The organism is Micromonospora sp. H61 (genome assembly GCF_018070325.1).
GTDB lineage: Bacteria > Actinomycetota > Actinomycetes > Mycobacteriales > Micromonosporaceae > Micromonospora > Micromonospora salmantinae.
Map to the genome: position 1 here is coordinate 19,057 of NZ_JAGPXY010000037.1, position 21,260 is coordinate 40,316.

At 71.6% G+C, this 21,260-nt stretch carries 18 protein-coding genes and 1 riboswitch; of the genes, 9 read left to right on the plus strand and 9 right to left on the minus strand.

The features are described from left to right. Position 1 precedes the first annotated feature (1 nt). Both KBX08_RS19235 and KBX08_RS19240 read left to right on the plus strand, forming a co-directional pair. Complete coding sequence (locus KBX08_RS19235) at positions 2 to 1,327, plus strand: PLP-dependent aminotransferase family protein (protein WP_210784847.1); 1,326 nt, start codon at positions 2 to 4, stop codon at positions 1,325 to 1,327. A gap of 67 nt (positions 1,328 to 1,394) precedes the next feature. Further along, positions 1,395 to 1,655 carry a hypothetical protein gene (locus KBX08_RS19240; RefSeq protein WP_210784879.1) on the plus strand — a complete coding sequence of 87 codons (261 nt, stop codon included), beginning with the start codon at positions 1,395 to 1,397 and terminating at the stop codon, positions 1,653 to 1,655. 95 nt (positions 1,656 to 1,750) lie between these two features. Here KBX08_RS19240 and KBX08_RS19245 read toward each other — a convergent pair whose 3' ends face one another. Continuing rightward, a complete protein-coding gene (locus KBX08_RS19245; RefSeq protein WP_210784848.1) occupies positions 1,751 to 3,187 on the minus strand; it encodes a glycine hydroxymethyltransferase in 1,437 nt (478 codons plus the stop codon). A gap of 19 nt (positions 3,188 to 3,206) precedes the next feature. Then, a riboswitch (ZMP/ZTP riboswitch) is annotated at positions 3,207 to 3,296 on the minus strand. 149 nt (positions 3,297 to 3,445) lie between these two features. Between KBX08_RS19245 and KBX08_RS19250 the strand changes: the two genes are divergently transcribed. After that, on the plus strand, positions 3,446 to 4,252 hold the full coding sequence (locus KBX08_RS19250) for an SDR family oxidoreductase (RefSeq protein ID WP_210784849.1): 807 nt from the start codon (positions 3,446 to 3,448) through the stop codon (positions 4,250 to 4,252). Positions 4,253 to 4,312: 60 nt separating this feature from the next. On the opposite strand, the gene KBX08_RS19255 is transcribed toward KBX08_RS19250, so the two are convergent. The 4 genes from KBX08_RS19255 to KBX08_RS19270 all read right to left on the minus strand — a co-directional run bounded on the left by KBX08_RS19255 (position 4,313) and on the right by KBX08_RS19270 (position 7,801). Further along, the gene (locus KBX08_RS19255) at positions 4,313 to 4,813 is read right to left on the minus strand and encodes a hemerythrin domain-containing protein (RefSeq protein ID WP_210784850.1); all 501 of its coding nucleotides are present in this window, start codon (positions 4,811 to 4,813) and stop codon (positions 4,313 to 4,315) included. Between the two features lie 79 nt (positions 4,814 to 4,892). Beyond that, on the minus strand, positions 4,893 to 5,762 hold the full coding sequence (locus tag KBX08_RS19260) for an NAD(P)H-hydrate dehydratase (RefSeq protein ID WP_210784851.1): 870 nt from the start codon (positions 5,760 to 5,762) through the stop codon (positions 4,893 to 4,895). Continuing rightward, the gene (locus KBX08_RS19265; protein WP_210784852.1) at positions 5,746 to 6,477 is read right to left on the minus strand and encodes a histidine phosphatase family protein; all 732 of its coding nucleotides are present in this window, start codon (positions 6,475 to 6,477) and stop codon (positions 5,746 to 5,748) included. Before KBX08_RS19265 ends, KBX08_RS19260 begins: the two co-directional genes overlap by 17 nt. Before the next feature lie 52 nt (positions 6,478 to 6,529). Beyond that, positions 6,530 to 7,801: a GNAT family N-acetyltransferase gene (locus KBX08_RS19270; protein WP_210784853.1), complete on the minus strand. Its 1,272-nt coding sequence runs from the start codon at positions 7,799 to 7,801 to the stop codon at positions 6,530 to 6,532. Positions 7,802 to 7,888: 87 nt separating this feature from the next. On the opposite strand from KBX08_RS19270, the gene KBX08_RS19275 reads away from it, so the two are divergent. Beyond that, entirely contained in the window at positions 7,889 to 8,860 is a 972-nt protein-coding gene (locus tag KBX08_RS19275) for a DNA polymerase domain-containing protein (protein ID WP_210784854.1), read from the plus strand. Positions 8,861 to 8,869: 9 nt separating this feature from the next. On the opposite strand, the gene KBX08_RS19280 is transcribed toward KBX08_RS19275, so the two are convergent. Continuing rightward, positions 8,870 to 9,376, minus strand: a complete 507-nt coding sequence (locus KBX08_RS19280) for an Lrp/AsnC family transcriptional regulator (RefSeq protein ID WP_210784855.1) — start codon at positions 9,374 to 9,376, stop codon at positions 8,870 to 8,872. A gap of 105 nt (positions 9,377 to 9,481) precedes the next feature. On the opposite strand from KBX08_RS19280, the gene pdhA reads away from it, so the two are divergent. The 4 genes from pdhA to KBX08_RS19300 all read left to right on the plus strand — a co-directional run bounded on the left by pdhA (position 9,482) and on the right by KBX08_RS19300 (position 14,851). Then, complete coding sequence (gene pdhA / locus KBX08_RS19285) at positions 9,482 to 10,648, plus strand: pyruvate dehydrogenase (acetyl-transferring) E1 component subunit alpha (protein ID WP_374101957.1); 1,167 nt, start codon at positions 9,482 to 9,484, stop codon at positions 10,646 to 10,648. Further along, on the plus strand, positions 10,645 to 11,649 hold the full coding sequence (locus tag KBX08_RS19290) for an alpha-ketoacid dehydrogenase subunit beta (protein WP_210784881.1): 1,005 nt from the start codon (positions 10,645 to 10,647) through the stop codon (positions 11,647 to 11,649). The genes pdhA and KBX08_RS19290 overlap by 4 nt, the downstream gene beginning before the upstream one ends. After that, positions 11,646 to 12,983, plus strand: coding sequence for a dihydrolipoamide acetyltransferase family protein (locus KBX08_RS19295; protein WP_374101958.1), 1,338 nt, complete (start codon positions 11,646 to 11,648; stop codon positions 12,981 to 12,983). The genes KBX08_RS19290 and KBX08_RS19295 overlap by 4 nt, the downstream gene beginning before the upstream one ends. A gap of 188 nt (positions 12,984 to 13,171) precedes the next feature. After that, the gene (locus tag KBX08_RS19300; protein WP_210784883.1) at positions 13,172 to 14,851 is read left to right on the plus strand and encodes a right-handed parallel beta-helix repeat-containing protein; all 1,680 of its coding nucleotides are present in this window, start codon (positions 13,172 to 13,174) and stop codon (positions 14,849 to 14,851) included. Between the two features lie 118 nt (positions 14,852 to 14,969). On the opposite strand, the gene KBX08_RS19305 is transcribed toward KBX08_RS19300, so the two are convergent. Together KBX08_RS19305 and KBX08_RS19310 are read right to left on the minus strand one after the other, a co-directional pair. Beyond that, complete coding sequence (locus KBX08_RS19305; RefSeq protein ID WP_210784856.1) at positions 14,970 to 17,069, minus strand: PQQ-dependent sugar dehydrogenase; 2,100 nt, start codon at positions 17,067 to 17,069, stop codon at positions 14,970 to 14,972. Positions 17,070 to 17,092: 23 nt separating this feature from the next. Further along, complete coding sequence (locus KBX08_RS19310) at positions 17,093 to 18,058, minus strand: sugar phosphate isomerase/epimerase (protein ID WP_210784857.1); 966 nt, start codon at positions 18,056 to 18,058, stop codon at positions 17,093 to 17,095. A 698-nt stretch (positions 18,059 to 18,756) separates the two neighbouring features. Here KBX08_RS19310 and KBX08_RS19315 point away from each other — a divergent pair. After that, positions 18,757 to 20,025 carry an Ig-like domain-containing protein gene (locus KBX08_RS19315; protein ID WP_210784858.1) on the plus strand — a complete coding sequence of 423 codons (1,269 nt, stop codon included), beginning with the start codon at positions 18,757 to 18,759 and terminating at the stop codon, positions 20,023 to 20,025. Positions 20,026 to 20,144: 119 nt separating this feature from the next. Here KBX08_RS19315 and KBX08_RS19320 read toward each other — a convergent pair whose 3' ends face one another. Beyond that, on the minus strand, positions 20,145 to 21,161 hold the full coding sequence (locus KBX08_RS19320) for an SMP-30/gluconolactonase/LRE family protein (RefSeq protein ID WP_210784859.1): 1,017 nt from the start codon (positions 21,159 to 21,161) through the stop codon (positions 20,145 to 20,147). Between the last annotated feature and the right edge of the window lie 99 nt (positions 21,162 to 21,260).

Below are 21,260 nucleotides of genomic sequence, written 5' to 3' on the forward strand. Positions count from 1 at the left end.
GATGGCCGCCGGCGAACCGGTCGACCTGAGCGTCGCCGACCTGCACCCCGCGCTGGGCGATCCGGCGCTGACCTCGATGAACTTCCTCAACGAGGTGTCCGAGCGCTACCCGGCGGCGGTGTCCCTCGCGGCCGGCCGGCCGTACGAGGAGTTCTTCGACCTCGCGGCGGTGCACCGGCACCTGGACACCTTCCACCGGCACCTCGTCGACGACCTGGGGCACCGACCCGAGCAGGCCCGGCGGCTGCTGCTGCAGTACGGCCGGACCAAGGGCATCGTGCACCACCTGATCGCCCGCAACCTCGCGGTCGATGAGGGGATCACCGTCGACCCGGAGGACGTGGTGGTGACCGTCGGCTGCCAGGAGGCGATGTTCCTGGTGTTGCGGGCGCTGCGGGCCGGGCCGACGGACGTGCTGCTCGCGGTCGCCCCGACGTACGTCGGGCTGACCGGGGCGGCCCGGCTGGTGGACCTGCCGGTGTGGCCGGTCGCGAGTGGGTCGGCCGGGGTCGACCTGGCCGACCTGGCCGCCCAGGTGCGCCGGGCGCGGGCGGCGGGGCTGCGGCCGCGCGCCTGCTACCTGATGCCGGACTTCGCCAACCCCTCCGGGGTCAGCATCGACGCCGCACACCGGCAACGGCTGCTGGACCTGGCCGGGCAGGAGGATCTGCTGCTGCTGGAGGACAACCCGTACGGTCTGTTCCACAGCGACGACGGGCCGCGCCCGCCCACCCTGAAGGCGTTGGACACCGGGCGGCGGGTCGTCTACCTCGGCTCGTTCGCCAAGACCGTGCTCCCTGGCGCACGGGTCGGGTACGTCGTCGCCGACCAGCGGGTTGCCGGCCCGGACGGGCGGGTCGGCCCGTTCGCCGACCAACTCGCCATGATCAAGAGCATGGTCACTGTGAACACGTCGCCGATCGCGCAGGCGGTGATCGGTGGCCGGCTGCTGGAGCACGGATGCAGCCTGGTGGCCGCGAACACCCGGGAGCGGTCCGCGTACACCCGGAATCTGCGCCACCTGGTGGCCGGCCTCACCCGGCGCTTTCCGGCTCAGCCGGACCGGCCCGCGGTGCGGTGGACGGTGCCGGCCGGCGGGTTCTTCGTGGTGGTGACCGTGCCGTTCCCGGTCGACGACGCGCTGCTGGACCGCTCGGGGCGCGACTACGGGGTGCTGTGGACGCCGATGGCGCACTTCTACGACGACAGCGTGCCGGTCCACGCGTTGCGGTTGTCGGTCAGCGCTGTCACACCGGAGCAGATCGACGTCGGGCTGGACCGCCTCGCGGCGCTGATCACCGACGAGTTGACTCGCCGGGCGGGTTGACACACCGCGTTCATCGGATGGCAATGCGCGACGACCCGCGTGCCGCCGTCCTGGTTGGACGGTCATAATAAGCCGCATGGTTGCCTGGGAGTACGCCCTGCTCGTCCGTCGCTATCAGGGACAGGGCCGCAATTTTCACGTCTCGTTCGTCTGGTACGCGCCGGACGGGTCACGCAAGGACATCACCGCCTACGGCGACACCGCCATCGCGCACCTCAACCGCGCGGGCCGGGAGGGGTGGGAGTTGGTCTCCGCCGCGGAGGACGTCAACAACGTCCAGGGCAGCACCGAAGTCCACCGCTACCACCTGAAGCGCCCGATGGACTGAGGCCCCCGCGTCGATCATGGGGTTGTGGTGGTGGACGAAAGTCGTGCACCAGCCCGGATCGGGCACCACAACTCCATGATCGACGCGGTCGAGGGCTAGCTCAGGTCGATGCCGGGGTAGAGGGGGTACGTGGCCAGCAGGTCGGTGGCCTGGCGGGCCACCTTGTCGGCCAGGCCGGCGTCCAGGTTGTACTTCGCCTTCGACGGGGTGCCGTCGGCGTTGGCGCCGGCGGTGGTCTGGGTCAGCACGGTGTGGATCAGCTCGGCGGTCTGGTCCATCTCGGCGGTGCCCAGGCCCCGGGTGGTCAGCGCCGGGGTGCCGATCCGGATGCCGGACGTGTACCAGGCGCCGTTCGGGTCCTGCGGGACCGAGTTGCGGTTGGTGACGATGCCCGAGTCGAGCAGGGCCTGCTCGGCCTGCCGGCCGGTGAGCCCGTAGCCGGACACGTCGATCAGCACCAGGTGGTTGTCGGTGCCGCCGGTGACCAGCGTTGCGCCCCGGCTCAGCAGCCCCTCGGCGAGCGCCTTCGCGTTGTCGACGATCCGCTGGGCGTAGTCGGCGAAGTCGGGCCGGCGGGCCTCGGCGAGCGCGACCGCCTTGGCGGCCATCACGTGCGGCAGCGGGCCGCCGAGCACCATCGGGCAGCCCCGGTCGACCTGGTCGGCCAACTCCGGCTGGCAGAGCACCATGCCGCCGCGCGGGCCGCGCAACGACTTGTGCGTGGTGGTCGTGACGATGTGCGCGTGCGGCACCGGGTCGAAGTCGCCGGTGAACACCTTGCCGGCCACCAGGCCCGCGAAGTGCGCCATGTCGACCATGAAGGTGGCGCCGACCGAGTCGGCGATCTCGCGCAGGATTCGGAAGTTCACCTTCCGGGGGTACGCCGAGTAGCCGCCCACCAGGATCAGCGGCTTGAACTCGCGGGCGGCCTCGGCCACCCGGTCGTAGTCGATCAGGCCGGTCGCCGGGTCGGTGCCGTAGCTGCGCTGGTCGAACATCTTGCCGGAGATGTTCGGCCGGAAACCGTGGGTGAGGTGGCCGCCGGCGTCCAGCGACATGCCGAGCATCCGCTGGTTGCCCAGCTCGCGGCGCAGCGCGAACCAGTCGGCCTCGGTGAGGTCGTTGACCTGGCGGACCTGGGCCTTCTTCAGGGCGGGGGACTCCACCCGGTCGGCCAGCACCGCCCAGAAGGCGACCAGGTTGGCATCGATGCCCGAGTGCGGCTGCACGTACGCGTGCGCGGCGCCGAACAGCTCCCGGGCGTGCTCGGCGGCGAGCGCCTCGACGGTGTCGACGTTCTGGCAGCCGGCGTAGAAGCGGCGGCCGACGGTGCCCTCGGCGTACTTGTCACTGAACCAGTTGCCCATGGCCAGCAGGGTCGCCGGGGAGGCGTAGTTTTCGCTGGCGATCAGCTTGAGCGACTCCCGCTGGTCGGTCAGCTCGGCGCCGATGGCGTCGGCGACCCGCGGCTCGACAGCCCGGATCACCTCAAGGGCACTCCGGAATGCGGTGGACTCGGCGTTGCGGGACATGCGACCTCCAACAGACGTGCGGGAAGGCCCAGGCGCTCGGCAAACGTCCACGTGACGAGGCCGCTCCCCGATGGTTCTCCATCCCCACGCGCCAGTAACGGCCCGGGAGGATCCTACCGGGCCGGAGCCGGCCGTTCGGGCCACCCTCCGGGAGGCGACCCCGCCGACGTGATTGGGCGGTGCGTCGCGGGGCACACGGTAGGAGACCACCGCACCGTCACGGGTGCGGCCAGGGTTCGCACAGAAGGAGTCGAGAACATGACCACACCCACCTCCGACCGGCCGCTCGCCCTGGTGACCGGCGCCTCCAGCGGGATCGGGTACGAGCTGGCGGCGCAGTTCGTCGAGCACGGCTTCGACCTGGTGATCGCGGCCGAGGACGACGGCATCGAGCTGGCCGCGCAGAAGCTGCGCCGCGACGGCGGCCCGCAGATCTGGTCGGTCCGCGTCGACCTGGCCCGCGAGCAGGGCGTGTCGGAACTGGTGGCGGCCGTCACCGCGACCGGACGGCCGCTGGACGCGCTGGCGCTCAACGCCGGCCGGGGCGCCGGTGGCGCCTTCGTCGGCGGCACCGACCTCGCTGACGAGTTGGAGATCGTCGACCTCAACGTGCGCTCGACGGTGCACCTGGCGAAGCGGCTGCTGCCCGGGATGGTCGAGCGGGGCGCGGGCCGGGTCCTCTTCACCTCGTCGATCGCCTCCACCATGCCGGGGCCGTTCCAGGCGGTCTACAACGCGTCGAAGTCGTTCGTGCAGTCCTTCGCCGAGGCGCTGCGCAACGAGTTGAAGGACACCGGCGTCACGGTGACCTCGCTAATGCCCGGGCCGACCGACACGGAGTTCTTCGACCGCGCCGACATGGAGGACACCCGGGTGGGCTCGGGCAGGAAGGACGACCCGGCGAAGGTCGCCGAGCAGGGCTTCGAGGCGATGATGAGGGGTGATCAGACGATCACCGCCGGCTCGCTGATGAACAAGGTGCAGACCGCCGCCGGCAAGATCATTCCGGACAAGCTCAAGTCCGAGCAGCACCGCCGGATGGCCGAGCCGGGCTCGGGCAGCTGACCCGTGGCGCGCGACGAAGGGCCCGGCATCGTGCCGGGCCCTTCGGTGTGAGCGGGTGCCTCAGGCCGTCACCGCGTCGAGCGCCTTCTTGATCGCCTTCGGTGCGGTGGGGGTACGCGGCGCGTCCGCGCGCAAGGCGATCATCTTCTCGCCGATCTCCTGGAGCTGCTTGCGGCCCAGCGCGTCGCGGACCTTGGGGAACCACTCCTGCTCTTCCTCCTCGACGTGGTGGGTGACGTTCTCGATCAGCACTGTCGTCTTGGCGTTGAACCGCTCGTCGTCGGCGTCCATGCTGGCCAGCTCGGCGCAGAGCACATCGGCGACGTGGTGTTCCTCGTACGACTCGAGGATGTCGTCCTCCAGGTCGGGCAGCAGCCGCCGGACCTCCGGGTACATCACCTCGTTCTCCAGATAGGTGTGCACGGTCAGTGCCTCCAGGATCTGGTCCACCAGCTTCTGCCGCTGGCTCGCCGGCCCCTCCTCGGCGTCCTGGAAGGCAGTGAACAGGCGGCGCATTTCCTTGTGGTCCTCTTTGAGCAGGACGATGGCATCGGTCGACACCGGTATGACCTCCCTGACGAGTCTCGGCTGGTGGGGTTCCGGTACCCCGACATCGAATGCGGAAACAGGTGAAACCGCCTCAGACCATCGCCAGGGTGCGGGGGATCTCGTCGAGCAACTCCCGAGCCAGAAAGCCGATCCGGCCGTAGCGGGGGATCAGCCGCTGGCCGCTCACCGAGTGCGCGAACGAGCCCCAGCAGGCCGCCTGCGCCGGGTCGGCGCCCCGGGACAGCAGCCCCGCCAGCAACCCGGCGAGCACGTCCCCGCTGCCGGAGGTGCCCAGCCCGGCGTCGCCGCTCTCCTCCCGCCAACCCCGCCCGTCCGGAGCGGCCACGTGCCCGTACAGCGACACGACAGCCTCGTACCGCGCGGCCAACTCGGCCGCCTCGGCGTCCAGGTCGTCGCCCGGCTCCCGCCCGAGCAGGTGCCCGGCCTCGGTGACGTTGGGGGTGAGCACCACGGGCCGACCCGAGCCGACCAGCAGGTCCGGTGCGTGGCTGAGCGCACCGAGGGCGTACGCGTCGAGCACCAGCGATGTGTCGGGACGGGCCGCCTCCAGAACCAGGCCCAGCAGGCGGTTGGTCTCGTCGATCGCCTTCAAGCCGGGGCCGATCGCCACCACGTCGGCCTGCGCGACCAGGTCGCCGAGCTGCCCGTCGCGGTCGGCGGCCACCGCGCCGTCGGAGGTCTCCGGCAACCCGACCACCAGCGCCTCGGGCACCTGGATGCTCAGCGCGGCGGCGGTGGACTCGGCGGCGGCCAACTGGAGCACCCCGGCACCGGCGCGCAGCGCGGCCACCCCGGCGAGCAGCACCGCGCCCGGCGTGAAGCGGGAACCGCCGACCACCAGCACGGTGCCCCGGCTCTCCTTTCCACCGACCGGAACCGGCAGCGCCCAGTCCCGCAGCAACGCCGGGGTGATCACCTTCACCTCAGACCGGCTCGGCATGGATCTCGTCCTCCCTGGTCGGCTGGGCGCCCTGCTGACGCAGGTGCGCGACATCGTTGAAGGCGGTGAGGGCCAGGCGGTCCTCGCCGTCCGCCGACCACTCGGTGATCGAACAGTTGGCGATCACGTCCTGCCGGGTGAGCGCCATCAGCTCGTCCTCGGTCAACCCCTCCAGCAGATAGCGAAGCAGGAAGACCAGCGCGTCGTGGCCGAAGAGCAGCACCCGGCAACCCTCGTGGTCGCGGCGCAGGTCGCCCAGCAGCGTCCGCAGCCGCAGCGCCACGTCCGTCCAGGACTCCCCACCCGGCGGCCGGTAGTAGAACTTGCCCAACCGCTCCCGGCGCTCGGCCTCGTCCGGGTACCGCCGGCGCATCCCGTGCCCGGTCAGTCCGTCGAGGATGCCCAGCTCCCGGTCGCGCAGCCGCTCGTCGCGGTGCACGGGAATGTCGGTGCCGGCCAGCGCCAGCCGCGAGGTCTGCACCGCCCGCAGGTACGGCGACACCACAGCCACGTCCGGTCGCCCCGCGTCCGGCAGCTCGGCCAGCCAACGGCCGGTCGCCCGAGCCTGCTCCTCTCCGGTCGGGGAGAGTGGCACGTCGGCGTCGCGGTGGGTGAGGTCGATCAGCTCCGCGCCCGACGCCTCGGCGTGCGTCGCCGCGACGTTCGCGGTGCTCTCGCCGTGCCGGACGATCCACAGGGTTGCCAGTTCCGCCATGCGGCCCCCCTACCCGGCACGAGCGTTTGGTAATCGGAGCGCCGTCCGCCGCCTAGCGGCGGCTCTGCCAGGGGCGCAGCCCTGCCTGGGGTGTCGACTCGTCGCGCCGGCGGAAGAGGTACGTGAAGGACTGGGCGGCCAGGGCCAGGAGTACCGCTCCCGTCCAGGCCCAGGGGACCATCGGAGCGGAGTGGCGTACCGCGAGGACGCCCAGCACCGGCGCGGCGGCGACGAAGAGGGACAGTGCGGTCGTGCTGACGCTCTGTCGAAAGCGCGCCGAGATGGCGAAGGCCGACCGGTCGTAGACGAGCAGTGCGGCGCCGAAGAGGGCCGCGGCCGCCAGGGCCACGCCCACCGAGGAGGTGATCCTCGCGAAGGTGACCGGTAGGGCGATGAGGAAGGGGAAGACACCGCCGAACTCCGACAGCACGTTGCCCCACTTGGTGTACCGGCCGAAGCTGTTGGTTCGCAGCCGCGCCAGCTCACCGGAGGTGTTGGCATAGATGATCAGCGACGCGGTGGTGGCCAGGGCCGAGCACATCAGCAGCACCCGTACCCCGTCGGGATAGGCCGGGGAGGCGAACGACAGGCCGAGCACGAACGCGATCGAGGCCAGGATGCCGCTGGAGAAGGCGATCCCGGCGGCGCTCTCGTCGGACTGCAGGGCCGCGAAGTCCTCCTTCTCGAACCGGGACAGCTCCAGGGCCGGCCCGGCGGGCAGGTTCACCAGTCCCGTGATGACGTTCTGCTCGCCGGCCAGCAGGGTGGCGATCTGTGCCGACGCGGCAACCGGGATCAGATAGCGCTCGTCGGCGTCGACGTACTCCACCCGTGACTTGTGCTGGCAGTAGTAGCGGTCGCGTCCAGGGCCGAAGTAGTCCGGCACGATGGTGCGCACGACGAACCCGCGGGACAGCAGCAACCCGAGCATGGCCAGGTTCTCCGGGCTGGTCACCGTGGAGATGGTCGGGTGGGGCTGCGCCCCGACCGCCCGTGCCCGCGCCACGAAGTCGTCGAGAAGTGCCGCACCCACACCGGTGCGCCGCTGGTCCGGGTGCACTCCGAGCCCACTCAGGTAGAGGTGATGGGCGCTCGGCAATTCGTACTGGAGGAAGCCGACGATCTCCGTGCCGGCGCGGACCACCCGGACGTGCCCGCCCGCGACGCCGTTCTCGATCTCGCTCGGCGCCGCTGGCTCGTGCGCCGGGTCGTCGGGCGGGAAACAGAGCGCGTCGAGGGCGAGCAGGGCGGGGATGTCCTCGATCTTCGCGTCGTCGATCCGTACGGCGGGTGCCCCACCCGATCTGGTCTTCTGCTGGCGCACGACGCCATCCTGCCCGACCGGGTCAAGAAGTGCGATCGACGCCAGTCGGTGCCTGCTGATCACCTGACCACCGCGTACCCTCGGTGCGTGGCCACGACGGCGGAGGAGATTCAGGTGGGGGAGCGGCTGGTCCGCGTCTCCAGCCCCGACAAGCCGTATTTTCCCGAGCGTGGGCTGACCAAGCTGGACGTGGTCCGCTACTTCCTGGCGGTGGGCGACGGCATCCTGCGGGCGCTGCGCGATCGGCCGACCATGCTGGAACGCTGGCCGCGCGGTGTCTTCGAGGGCGCGACGATCGCCACCCGGCAGACCAACAAGGGCGACGCGTTCTACCAGAAGCGGCTGCCGGCGGGAGCGCCCGAGTGGGTGCGGACCGCGCACATCACCTTCCCCAGTGGGCGTACCGCCGACGAAGTCGCGCCGAGCGAGTTGGCGGTCGTCATCTGGGCGGCCAACCTGGGCACCCTGCGGTTTCACCCGTGGCCGGTCACCGCCGCCGACGTGGAACGCCCCGACCAGCTACGCATCGACCTGGATCCGATGCCCGGCGTCGGCTTCGAGCAGGTGGTGCCGGTGGCGCACGAGGTGCGGGCGTTCCTCGCCGAGCTGGGCATGACCGGCTACCCGAAGACCACCGGCGGTCGAGGGCTGCACGTCTACCTGTCGATCGAGCCGCGGTGGAGCTTCGGTGAGTGCCGTCGGGCGGTGCTCGCGCTGGGCCGGGAGATGCAGCGTCGGCTGCCGGACCTGGTCACCACCACCTGGTGGCGCGAGCAGCGGGACCGGCCGGTCTTCGTCGACTACAACCAGATGGCCCGCGACCACACGGTGACCTCGGCGTACTCGATCCGGCCGACGCCGGCCGCGCTGGTCTCCGCGCCGCTGGACTGGTCGGAGCTGGACCAGGTCCGTCCGGAGGACTTCGACGTGCTCAGCATGCCGGCCCGGTTCGCCGAGCGCGGCGACCCGCACGCCGGCCTGGACGGTGACCGGCACTCGCTGGAACCGCTGCTGGAGTTGGCCGACCGCGACGGGCTGGAGGCCCCGCCGGAGCGCTGAGCCCGCCGCTCACGCCCAGGGGCTGCCGGCCCCGTCGAACTCCTCGAAGACCAGCCAGGTGCGGGTGGACAGCACCCCGGGAATGCTCTGCACCCGGCCCAGCACCACGTCGCGCAGCGCGGCGTTGTCCGGGGCGCGCACCAGCGCGAGCACGTCGTGGTCACCGCCGAGCAGCGCGGCGTGCTCGATGTAGCGCACCCGGGCCAGCTCGGCCGACACCTCCCGCCAGGTGTTCTGCTCGATGGTCAGGGCGATGTACGCCGAGGTGCCCAGCCCGGCCGCCTCGGGCGCCACCTGGGCCCGGAACCCGGTGATCACCCCGTCGCGGAGCAACCGCTCCACCCGCGCGTACGCGTTGGTGCGGGAGATGTGGATCCGTTCGGCGAGGGTGCGCACCGACGTCCGACCGTCGCGGACCAGCTCGTCGAGGATCCGCCGGTCGACCTCGTCCAGGGCTCGGGCCGATCGTCCCGATCCCGTACCCCGGCTCGCTTCGTCGGCGGTCTCCTGGCTCACTGCTGGGCCCTCCGCATGCCAACCGTCCCGCCTTCCGTGTCGATCTTGAGTCAATCATCCACAAGCGGAAGCATAGGCTCACCACACGTCCCAGGAGGTTCCGCCGTGACGACCACTCCCCAGGCGGTCCGCAGGGCATCCCCGCGCGCCCGTCGAACGGTCACCCCGCCCGACCCGGCGCGCTCGTTGCTGCCAGACGCCGAGCCGGTCCGCCTGCTCGCCGAGAGCGGCACGCCGCTGCCCGCCCGCGCCGACTACCCCGAACCACCCGCCGAGGTGCTGCGCGAGCTGTACCGCCGGATGGTGCTCGGCCGCCGCTTCGATACCCAGGCGACCGCGCTGACCAAGCAGGGCCGGCTCGCCGTCTACCCGTCCTCGCGGGGCCAGGAGGCGTGCCAGGTCGGCGCGGTCCTCGCGGTCCGCGACACCGACTGGGTCTTCCCCACGTACCGCGAATCGATGGCGCTGGTTGCCCGAGGCATCGACCCGGTCGAGGTGCTCACCCTGCTGCGCGGCGACTGGCACTGCGGCTACGACCCGACCGAGGTGCACACCGCACCGCAGTGCACCCCCCTCGCCACCCAGTGCGTGCACGCCGCCGGGCTGGCGTACGGCGAGGCGTACCAGGGTCGCGACACAGTGGCGCTGGCCTTCATCGGCGACGGCGCCACCAGCGAGGGCGACTTCCACGAGGGGATCAACTTCGCCGCCGTGTTCAAGGCGCCGGTGGTCTACTTCGTCCAGAACAACAAGTACGCCATCAGCGTCCCGCTGTCGCGGCAGACCGCCGCGCCGTCGCTGGCCTACAAGGGCGTCGGCTACGGCGTACCCAGCGAGCAGGTCGACGGCAACGACCCGGTCGCGGTGCTCGCCGTGCTCACCCGCGCGGTCGCCCACGCCCGCGCCGGCAAGGGACCGTTCCTGGTCGAGGCCCACACCTACCGGATGGAGCCGCACACCAACGCCGACGACGCCACTCGCTACCGCGACGGCGCCGAGGTCGACGCCTGGCGGGACCGGGACCCGGTCGCCCGGCTGGAGACCTACCTGCGCGCCCGCGGTGTGCTCGACGACGCGGCGGTCGCCGAGATCGCCGAGCAGGCCGAGGCGTACGCGGCGGACCTGCGGACCCGGATGAACGAGCAGCCCACCGTCGACCCGCTGAGCCTCTTCGACCACGTCTACGCCGAGCCCACCCCGCAGCTGATCGAACAGCGTGAGCAGGTCCGCGCCGAGCTGGCCGCCGCCCACGCCGAGGAGGGTGACGCCTGATGGCCACCACCATGGCGAAGGCGCTCAACACCGCGCTCGCCGACGCGCTCGCCGCCGACGACCGGGTCGTCGTCTTCGGTGAGGACGTCGGCGCGCTCGGCGGCGTCTTCCGGATCACCGACGGCCTCCAGGCCCGCTTCGGCGAGAACCGCTGCTTCGACACCCCCCTCGCCGAGGCCGGCATCGTCGGCTTCGCCGTCGGCATGGCCATGTCCGGCCTGCGCCCGGTGGTCGAGATGCAGTTCGACGCGTTCGCGTACCCGGCGTTCGAGCAGATCGCCTCGCACGTGGCGAAGCTGCGCAACCGCACCCGGGGCGCGCTGAGCGTGCCGATCGTCATCCGCGTGCCGTACGCGGGCGGGATCGGCGGAGTCGAGCACCACTGCGACTCGTCCGAGGCGTACTACGCGCACACGCCCGGGCTGAAGGTGGTCACCCCGGCGACTGTCGACGACGCGTACTCGCTGCTGCGCGAGGCGATCGAGGACCCCGACCCGGTGATCTTCATGGAGCCCAAGAAGCTCTACTTCGCCAGCGCCGAGGCGTCTCTGCCGACCCGCAACGAGCCGTTCGGTCGGGCCGTCGTGCGCCGGCCCGGACGCGACGCCACCCTGGTGGCGTACGGGCCGGCGGTGCCGGTCGCGCTGGAGGCCGCCGAGGCCGCCCGGGAGGAGGGGTGGGACCTGGAGGTCGTCGACGTGCGCACCATCGTGCCGTTCGACGACGAGACCATCACCGCCTCGGTCCGGCGTACCGGCCGGTGCGTGGTGATCCAGGAGGCCCCCGGCTTCGCGGGCGTCGGCGCGGAGATCGCCGCCCGGGTGCAGGAGCGCTGCTTCCACGCGCTGCACGCCCCGGTGCTGCGGGTCGCCGGACTGGACATCCCGTACCCGGCGCCGATGCTGGAGCACACCCACCTGCCCGGCGTGGACCGGGTGCTCGACGCGGTGGCCCGCCTCCAGTGGGACGACCAGCCGGACGCGCGTTGGGCGGCGGCATGACCATCGTCGAACGGACGCAGGTCTTCCTCCTGCCCGACCTGGGCGAGGGGCTGAGCGAGGCCGAGATCGTCGAGTGGCGGGTCGCCGTAGGTGACGTGGTCACCGTCGACCAGAGCGTGGTCGAGGTGGAGACCGCCAAGGCCGTCGTCGACGTGCCCTGCCCGTACGCCGGACGGGTGGTCACCCTGCACGGCGCGGCCGGCGAGGTACGCCCGGTCGGCCAGCCGTTGATCACCATTGCGCCGCTGGACGGGGGCGACGAGCCCGCCGGGCACGCCACCTACCGCGAGGAGGAGCGCGCCGGCTCCGGCAACGTGCTGATCGGGTACGGCACCGGGCACGGCAGCACCACCCGTCGTCGGCGTCGCCCCCGCCTGGCGGTGGCCCCCGAACCGGCTGACGCCGGCCCGACCGGCGCGGCTGCCGCGTCCGGCGAACCGGCACCGCCTACTGCCGCCCTGGTCATCTCGCCGATCGTGCGGCGGCTGGCCCGGGAGCACGGCGTCGACCTCGACACGGTGCGAGGCACCGGACCCGGGGGTGTGATCCGCCGCGCCGACGTGCAGGCCGCGCTGACCGCGCCCGCCGCCCGGCTCGCCGCCGTGCCGGACCCGCAGGTCGGGTCGGCCCCGGCCGGGGACGGCGACGTCATCGTCCCGCTGACCGGCGTCCGCAAGGTGATCGCCGACAAACTTTCCCGCAGCCGGCGGGAGATCCCGGAGGTGACCATCTGGGTCGACGTGGACGCCACCGGGCTGCTGGAGACCCGCGCCGCGATCAACGCCGCGACGCCCGACGCGCCGGTGAGCATCCTGGCCCTGCTGGCCCGGATCTGCCTCAGCGGACTGCGCCGGTTCCCGCAGCTCAACGCCCGGGTCGACACCGAGGCGCAGCGCATCGTCCAGTCCGCCGGGGTGCACCTCGGCATCGCCGCGCAGACCGACCGGGGGCTCCTGGTGCCGGTGCTGCGCGACGCCCAGCGGCTCACCACCGCCGAGCTGGCCGCCGAACTGGCGGCGACCACCGCCGCCGCCCGGGCCGGCAGCCTGCCCCCGGCCCGGCTGACCGGTGGCACCTTCACGCTGAACAACTACGGGGTGTTCGGCGTCGACGGCTCCACGCCGATCATCAACCACCCCGAAGCGGCCCTGCTCGGGGTCGGGCGGATCGTGGACAAGCCGTGGGTGGTCGACGGGCAGCTCGCCGTCCGCAAGGTGACGCAGCTCAGCCTCACCTTCGACCACCGGGTCTGCGACGGCGGGGTGGCCGGCGGTTTCCTGCGGCACGTCGCCGACTGCGTGGAGCGACCGGCGCTGCTGATCGCCGCCGTCTGACGCGTACCCCCTCGGCCCCGACGCTGCTGATGCGGCGCCGGGGCCGGCGCACGTCCGGGGTCGCCGGCGGTGCCATCGAGGCCGGGGTTTCCCGGCGGTGCCATCGGGCCGGGTTTCCCGGCGGCCTCACCGGGAAGTCGGCCCCGCCGGAGCGCACCGAACGCGTCGAAGGGAGCCCGCCCGTGGCCGTGGCGAACGAGCTGCTACTGAACTCGGTCCGGGTACGACGGCCCGCCTCGGCCGGCGCGCCGCTGTACTGCGACGCGCTGGAGTACGGGCTCTCCGGTGACGGCGCGACAAACGACCAGCCGGCGCTGGCCGCCCTCGTGGACCGCCTCGGCGCCGGGTACGCCTCGGACGGACGGGCCCGGGTCATCTACTGCCCGCCGGGCATCTACTCGATCCGGGACGCGGGCACTGTGTGGCGCAGCGGCGTGTCGCTGATCGGGGCCGGCCCGGCGGCGACCCGGTTCATGCTCAGCAACGAGGGCAACCGGGCCGACCCCACGCCGTTGGCCTTCTGGACCACGGTGCAGCACGGCGCCGACCGGGATCGGCACATCGCCGACTGCACCTTCTCCGACTTCCAGATCGACGGCTCCGGCGTCGCCATGGCCGAGTACAACTACCTGGCCAAGGGCCTCGGCCTCCAGTACGTGGTGCGGGGCGTCTTCCGCAACCTCTACATCCACCACACCGCCGCCACCGGGCTGGGCTGCGACTTCCTCCAGGACTCCCTGATCGACGGCGTGGTGGTGGTCGGCTGTGGCCGACTGGACAACGGCGAGCAGATGGGCGGCGCCGGCATCGGGATCGGCATCGGCGGCTGGGGAGCGGTGGAACGGCTGACCATCGCCAACTGCACCGCCCTGGCCAACGGCACCAACGGCATCTTCCTGGAACTGCAGAAGGACTACTGGGCGCCGCCGCGCGGCTACCGCATCATCGGTTGCCACAGCCAGGGCAACCGCTTCGGCATCTCCGACTGGGGCGCCGACGGCCTGATCGTCTCCGCCTGCACCATGACCGGAAACCTGGAGACCGGGTTCGACGTGTCCGCGCAGGGCACCTCGTCGGTGGCCGGCCGGGGCGGGCTGCTCACCGACTGCGTCATCGACGGCAACATGTGCGACGGGGTCAGCGTCGGCAACAGCCCCGGCCCGTACACCGTCCGGGGCAACCGGATCAGCGGCAACGGCCGGCACGGCTATCACTCGCACGACCTGGGGCGCGGCTACCGGGGCTCGATCCGGGACGTGGTGATCGAGAGCAACGAGTTCTGGGGCAACGGCCTCGACGCGATCCGGATCGACCACCAGATGACCGACGCGGTGCTGCTCAACAACCGGATCCGCAACAACGGACGGCAGTACGGCGAGGGCACCGGCGGTACCGGCGACGCCGTCCGCTACAGCGAGCGGTGCCTGGTGGACCGGTCGGCCAACTGGCCGCACGACGGGCACCGGGGCAAGGTACTGCGGGTCGGGAAGGCCGTGGCCATGGTGGCCTCCAACACCGGCGACGAACTCACCCTCGCCCCGGTCCGCCCGGACGCGTTCAGCGCGTGGAGCGGGGACGTGCCACCGCCGGGGTGCGGATACGAACTGGCCGCCGCACCGAAGGTGCGGGCCGGCATCACCGTCGACGCGCCGTTCGACTCGGCCACCATCCGGGGTAACCGGGTCTGGGACAACCACGACGACCCGACCCAGACGCACGGGCTGTGGATCACCGAGCGGGGCAGTTGCGTGGACTGCCGGGTCGAGGACAACGACCTGGCCGGCAACGCCGACGAGGGGATGCGACTGGACACCCCGCCGGTGGGCGGACGGTGGCGGGACAACCACGTGGACAGCGACTGGAGCTGACCGGCCGCCGGCCGCCGTCCGGAGGCCCCGCCGATGGCGCCGGCGAGATCTTGGAGCTGAACGACATGCGGCGGCGGCCGGAAGGATCCGGCCGCCGCCACTGTCGTGGTTGAGCTGATCAGCCGGCCAGACCGGCCACCGGGGTCGGGTCCAGCACCACCGTCGCCGAACCGGACTGAGCGGGTACGCCCGGGTCGGTCGGCGCGTCGGTGTACTCCGCGACGAACACCGCGGTCAGATTGTCCGCGCCGCTGTGCCCACCGTCCAGGAAGGTGGGGATGGACCCTGAGCAACCCGTCGAGGTGGAGAGCGGGTGCCCGTGCTCATCGTGCCCGAGCACGTAGGTGACCTTCACCCGGGAGCAGTCCACCGGCAGGTCGTCGGTGACCTTCACCTCGTACGCGACCGTCTGCCCAAACTGGAACGGCTGCCCGGCCTCCGGGGTGATGAACTCGACGATCGGCGCGGTCGGCCCGACCACCAGCGGCAGGGACGCCGAGGCGGACCGTCCGGTGCGGTCGGTGACCTTCAACGTCGGCGTGTACGAGCCGTTCTCCGGGAACGTCCAGCTCGCGTTCGCAGCGGTGCTGTCCACCGAGCCGTCCGCGTTGAAGTCCCACGCGTAGCTGAGCTTGTCACCATCCGGGTCGGTCGTGCCGGCGCTGGAGAACGCGACGGTCAGCGGGGCCTGCCCGACGGTCGGCGTGCCGCTGATCTTCGGGATCGGCGTCCGGTTGCCGCGGACGAAGTCGATCCGGGACAGCTGCGCGTCCGGGTTCTCGGCGAAGTAGCCGTCGCCGTACTCCAGCACGTAGAGTGCGCCGTCCGGGCCGAACTCCATGTCCATCGGGTTGTCCACCACCAGCGACGGCGCCACCGGACGGATGTCCGTCACGTCGCCGTCCTCGTCGAGGCGGAACTCCTTGATGTAGTCGCGGGACCACTCGTAGAACAGCGGCACCCCGTCGTAGTAGGCCGGCCAGCGGGTGCGCGACGTGCTGGTTCCGTCGTACTCGTACGCCGGGCCACCCATCGGAGAGATGCCGCCGGTGCCCAGCTGCGGGAACTCGGCCGAGGGGGCCGCCGCGTACCAGACCTCCGGCTGCTCGACCGGCGGCAGCACGCGCTTGCCGGTGTTGTGCGGTGAGTCGTTGACCGGGCGCTTGCAGTTGAACTTGGCGCCGGACTCGCCGGTGGCGAAGTCGTAGTCGCGGTAGGCGATCGTCGGCGTCACGCAGTACGGCCAGCCGTAGTTGGCCGGCTTGTCGACGAGCATCCACCGGCCGTGCCCGGCCGGCCCACGCTCCGGGTTCGGGCTGGAGGCGTCCGGGGAGTAGTCGCCCACGTACACGTCGTCGGTACGCCTGTCGACGGCGAACCGGAATGCGTTGCGCAGCCCCATCGCGTAGATCTCCGGGCGGGTCTGCGCCGTGCCGGGCTTGAACAGGTTGCCGGCCGGCACCGTGTAACCACCACCGGCCTTCACCTTGATGCGCAGCAGCTTGCCGCGCAGGTCGTTGGTGTTGGCCGAGGTGCGCTGGGCGTCGTACGCCGGGTGGCGGTCGGCCCGCTCGTCGATCGGGATGTAGCCGTCGGAGGCGAACGGGTTGGTGTCGTCACCGGTCGACAGGTACAGGTTGCCCTTGCTGTCGAAGTCGATCTGGCCGCCGACGTGGCAGCAGATGCCCCGGTCGGTGGGCACGTCGATGATCTGCTGCTCGCTGGCGAGGTTCAGCTTCATCCCGTCCAGCTTGAACCGGGACAGCCGCAACGCGCCCTTGAATCGCTGCCAGTCCGCCTCGGTGCCGGTCTCCGGCGCGTCCCCCTCGTTGACGCCGGGGGTCGCCGGGTCGTCCACCGGAGTGTCCATCGGCGGGGAGTAGTAGAGGTACACCCACTTGTTCTGGGCGAAGTTCGGGTCGATGGCGACGCCCTGCAACCCCTCCTCGTCGTGCTCGTACACCGGAATGTCGGCGGCGAGGGTGTTCAGCCCGGTGCGCGGGTCGTGGATGCGGACCTCACCGGTGCGGGAGGTGTGCAGCACCCGCAGGTCGGGCAGGACGGCGAGGCTCATCGGCTCGCCCGGGAAGTCGTTCAGTGTCACTTTCTGGAAGCTGCTGTCCGGCGGCGCGGCCGGCGCCGCGGACGCTGCCGACTGTGGCACGGCCAGACCGGCCGTCACCAACAGCAGGGCGGACGCGAATGCGGTCCTGTTCATCAGGTGAATCCCCCGGGGTGGTTTCAGTACCGAAGTGAGGCGAGATAGTCGAAGCCGACGCGAGCGGTGTCCAGGGCGTCGGCGGGGGAGCGCGGTGCGGTGCCCGCGTCGTCACGCTCCACGATGTACTCCTCGATGCCGGCCTCCCGCTCGTGGGCGAAGATGCGGCCGAAATCGATGACGCCGTCGCCGAGGTCGGCGAAACCACCCTCGACGTCGAGGTCCTTGACGTGCACCTGGCGGATCCGACCGCGGTTGGCCCGGATCACGTCGACCGGGTCGTGGGCGCCCCGCCAGGTCCAGTAGAGGTCGAGTTCGAAGTGGACCAACCGGGAATCGGTCTGCGAGCTGAGGATGTCGAACCCGGTCGCGCCGCCAGTCAGCGGCACGAACTCGAGCTGGTGGTTGTGGTAGCCGAAGTCCAGCCCCGCGCGTTCGGCGAGCCGACCGGCGCGGTTCAGGTCGCGAGCCAAGGCCCGGTAGACGGCGGGGTCCCGGATCGGCTGACCGCTCGCGTCCCGACCGAAGTACGGGTGGACGATCTTCTTGCAGCCCACCACGTTGGCGTCGGCGAGAGCCTGCTCCCAGGTCGCGGCGTCGAACGGCTGCGGGATGCCGACATGCCCGGAGGTGGAACGCAGGCCGGCCTCGTCGAGCGCGGCCCGGAACTGTGCGGCGGTGCGTCCGACGAAACCTGCGTGCTCCACTCGCCGGTAGCCGATCCGACGCAGCGCGTCCAGGGTGCCGGGCAGATCGGCGGCGAGCTGATCACGCAGCGTGTAGAGCTGAATGCTGATCCGGTCCACCGGCACCCGGCGGCGGCCCTGGGCCTGCCCGGTGGATGCGGCGGGCGCGGCGACGGCCGGGCCGCCGAGCAGGCCGGCGGCGCCGACAGCGGCCGCGGAGACGGTCGCGGCGCGCAGCACTCCACGCCGGCTGACCGGCTCGGACGCCGGGGTCGGCCCCGGTCGGTTGAGTTGTTGATCCATGGTGGTGGTCCCTTCCTGACGGCTGGTACGCCGTCGGCGGCGGTCGACCTGACTGCCGACCGCCGGGCGCGCCGAACCGGCCGGAGGCGGGCTCCGGCTGGAACGGTGAGGGACGGCGCGGGTGCGGCCCGGACCCATCGGGGGGCGGAACGCGGCGACCCGGCAGAGGTGGCGGCAAGTTGATCGACGAATGGGCAACCCTCTATCTAGATCGAGACCTTACCCTTGCCTCCGGACGAAGGCAAAGCTTTGTCGCGTTCGCCGGAAGTTTCGCTTCAATTGACAAAAGTCCGCCCACGAGGTGCGCCACCCGGCCTGACCTTCTACTTCCCGCGCCGCCGCGCCGCCGCGCGCGCCATCAGCCCCGCCCGGCCCGGCCCGCCCCGGCGCCTGATCCACCCGGGGTTCATGGAAGTCGCGGCAGGGCGACCGGGATGCGGCGACTTCCTTGAAGTCGAGTCGATCATGAAGCCGGCCGGCCGTGCCACCGCCCCCGCCATTCGGACAGTCGACGTTGCGTCGCTCAAGCGGAGCAAAGCGCATGACACGGGTCGGTTGAACCCCTGTTCCGGCCAAGCGGAGCATTGTCGGAAAATGCGTCGATAAATGCGCCGCCGAGTATTTCCGAATGCCGCGAATGGTCCCCTCAAGCGGGCAAGAATGTGGCGGAGGGAAGTCGAAAACGGGGGGACTGAAACATGATGTCTAGGCGGCGATTGACGCTGTTGGCGGTAACCATCGCGGCGGCACCACTCGTCCTGGGTGCGTGCACCGCCGACCGGGGTTCGGCGACCGGCTCGGCCAAGAAGCACGCCGCCCCACCGGAGCTCGCTGTGACGCCGGGGGACAAGGCCCGGGACGTCCCGGTCAGCGCCGAGGTGGGCACCGTGGTCAAGGGCGGGCGGGTCACCGGCGTACGCCTCACCGACGACAAGGGCAAGCAGGTCAACGCCGAGCCGCGCGAGGACGGCTCCGGCTGGGTGCCGAGCGCCCCGCTGCAACCACGACGGACCTACACCGCCGAGGTGACCGCGACCGGTGACTCCGGTGCCACCACCACCCGCACCACCACGTTCACGACGATGGCCAAATCGACCAGGCCGCAGATCACCAGCACCCTCTATTTCAACGGCAATCGGACGTACGGCACGGCGATGCCGGTAACGGTGGCGTTCGACCCAGGAATTCCGAAAGAGGCCAGGGCGGATGTCCAGCGGCGGTTGTTCGTAAAGACGAATCCGCCGCAACCGGGTGCCTGGTCGTGGCTTGAGGATGGAAGTCAGGTCTATTACCGGGCTCCCGATTTCTGGAAGCCGGGGACCACCATCAGTGTCCGGGCCGGTCTGGAGGGTCTGCCGATCGGAAAGAAACTGGTCGGCGACGCCGAGCGGACCGCGACCTCCAAGATCGGACGGCAGGTCTCGCTGGAGATCGACAACGCCACCAAGCAGATGACAGTGCTGCGCGACGGCAAGCAGGTCCGCCGGATCCCGGTGAGCCTGGGTAAGCCGAGCACACCGAGTTCCAGCGGCAAGATGGTGATCATGGAGAAGCACGAGCGGGTCACCTTCGACACCCGGGGTGAGCCGGACGGTGGCTACGTGGTCGACGTCGACGACGCCCAGCGCTACACCTGGGGCGGCGAGTTCATCCACTCCGCCCCCTGGTCGGAGGGGGACCAGGGCAACACCAACGTCTCGCACGGTTGTGCGAACGTCTCCGCCACCGCGGCCGACTGGTTGATGGGGGTGACGCAGGTTGGTGACCTGGTCACCGTCAAGGGCACCGAGGTGGAGCTACAGCCGGGCAACGGCTGGACCGCGTGGAACGTGAGCTGGGACGAGTTCGCCCGGGGCAGCGCCCTGCCGGTGCCGCCCGGGCTCAAGCCCGCGCCGGTCGCCCCGGCGCACCCGGGCGCGGTGGCCGGCGGATCGCCCGCACCGGCGCCCTCGGTCAGCGGCCGCTGAGGCAGCACTGACGGCTTGACAGGGCTGGGCCGCCACGACGGCGGACCGGCCCTGTCGCCGCCCGCGCCCGTCACACCAGGGGTACCCGGCGGGACCGGCCCAGTCGCCGCCCCAGGCCATCACCCCAGGGGTACGCGAGCCACCCCGGACCCGGTCAGGCTGCCCAGCCAGAGGTGGTCGCCGTGCTGGCGTACCCCGGTGATCATCGAGTAGTGCCCGTTCGGACCGTGCAGCGTCCGGCGGACCGTTCCCCCGTCGTCGACCAGCGCGACCAGCCCGTAGCGGCGTGGCTGCGGCTGCATCGCGTCGGGCAGCAGGGCGGCGATCTGGCGCAGCCGCGGATGGGGCAGCAGCCGTTCGGCGATCGGCACACGCGGGCTGGGCAGCGCGATCCAGTACGTCCCGTCACCCACCGAGGCGAGATTGTCCGGGTACGCGGGCAGGTCGGCGAGGACCCGCACACCGCCGCTGAGCTCGACTCGCAGCAGGCGGTGGGTGCTGGTCTCCACCAGCATCAGCGCCGACTCGTCGGGGGTCAGCGCGATCCCGTTGGGGAAGTACAGCCCGTCGGTCACCACCTCGGTGCGGCCGCTGCCCGGATGGTGGGCCAGCACCCGACCGTTGGGACGGTGCTCCAGCAGGTCCCGCTTCCAGTGCGAGACCGGAAACCGGTCGGAGCTGTCGGTGAAGTAGATGGTGCCGTCACGGCCCACCGTCGCGTTGTTGGCCAGGTGCACCGGCGGTGCCGTTCCGGTCAGTTCGCGTACCGCGCCGTCCGGGGTGACCCGCAGCAACCCGCGGTACGCGTCGCAGACCACCAGGGCCTCGCCGGACGGGTCCAGCTCGATGCCGAGCGGACGGCCCCCGGTCTCGGCCAGCAGTTGGGGTGGGGTGCCGGCCCGTGCGTCGACCGGCCACCACCACAGCCGACCGTCCTCGTCGCCACTGATCACCCGCCCGGCGCCGTCGACCAGCACGTCCTCGGGGCCGACGGCGCCCGAAGGGAGGGGTAGCAACTCGGCCTCGTCGAGCCGGCGGTCGGTGGGGGCCCATGGCCCGGCCAGCGCCGGAGGGCTGGTCGCCGGCTCGCGGACGGGGCGGATCAGCCGGGGCGGCCGGGGCCGGGGGATCAACATCGACCTATTCTCCACCCGAATGCCGGCCGACCCCCGGGTTCCGGGCCCGCGCGGCGCGCCGCCCGAGCCCCTGACTCCACCCCGAGAGGGAGGTGGGGT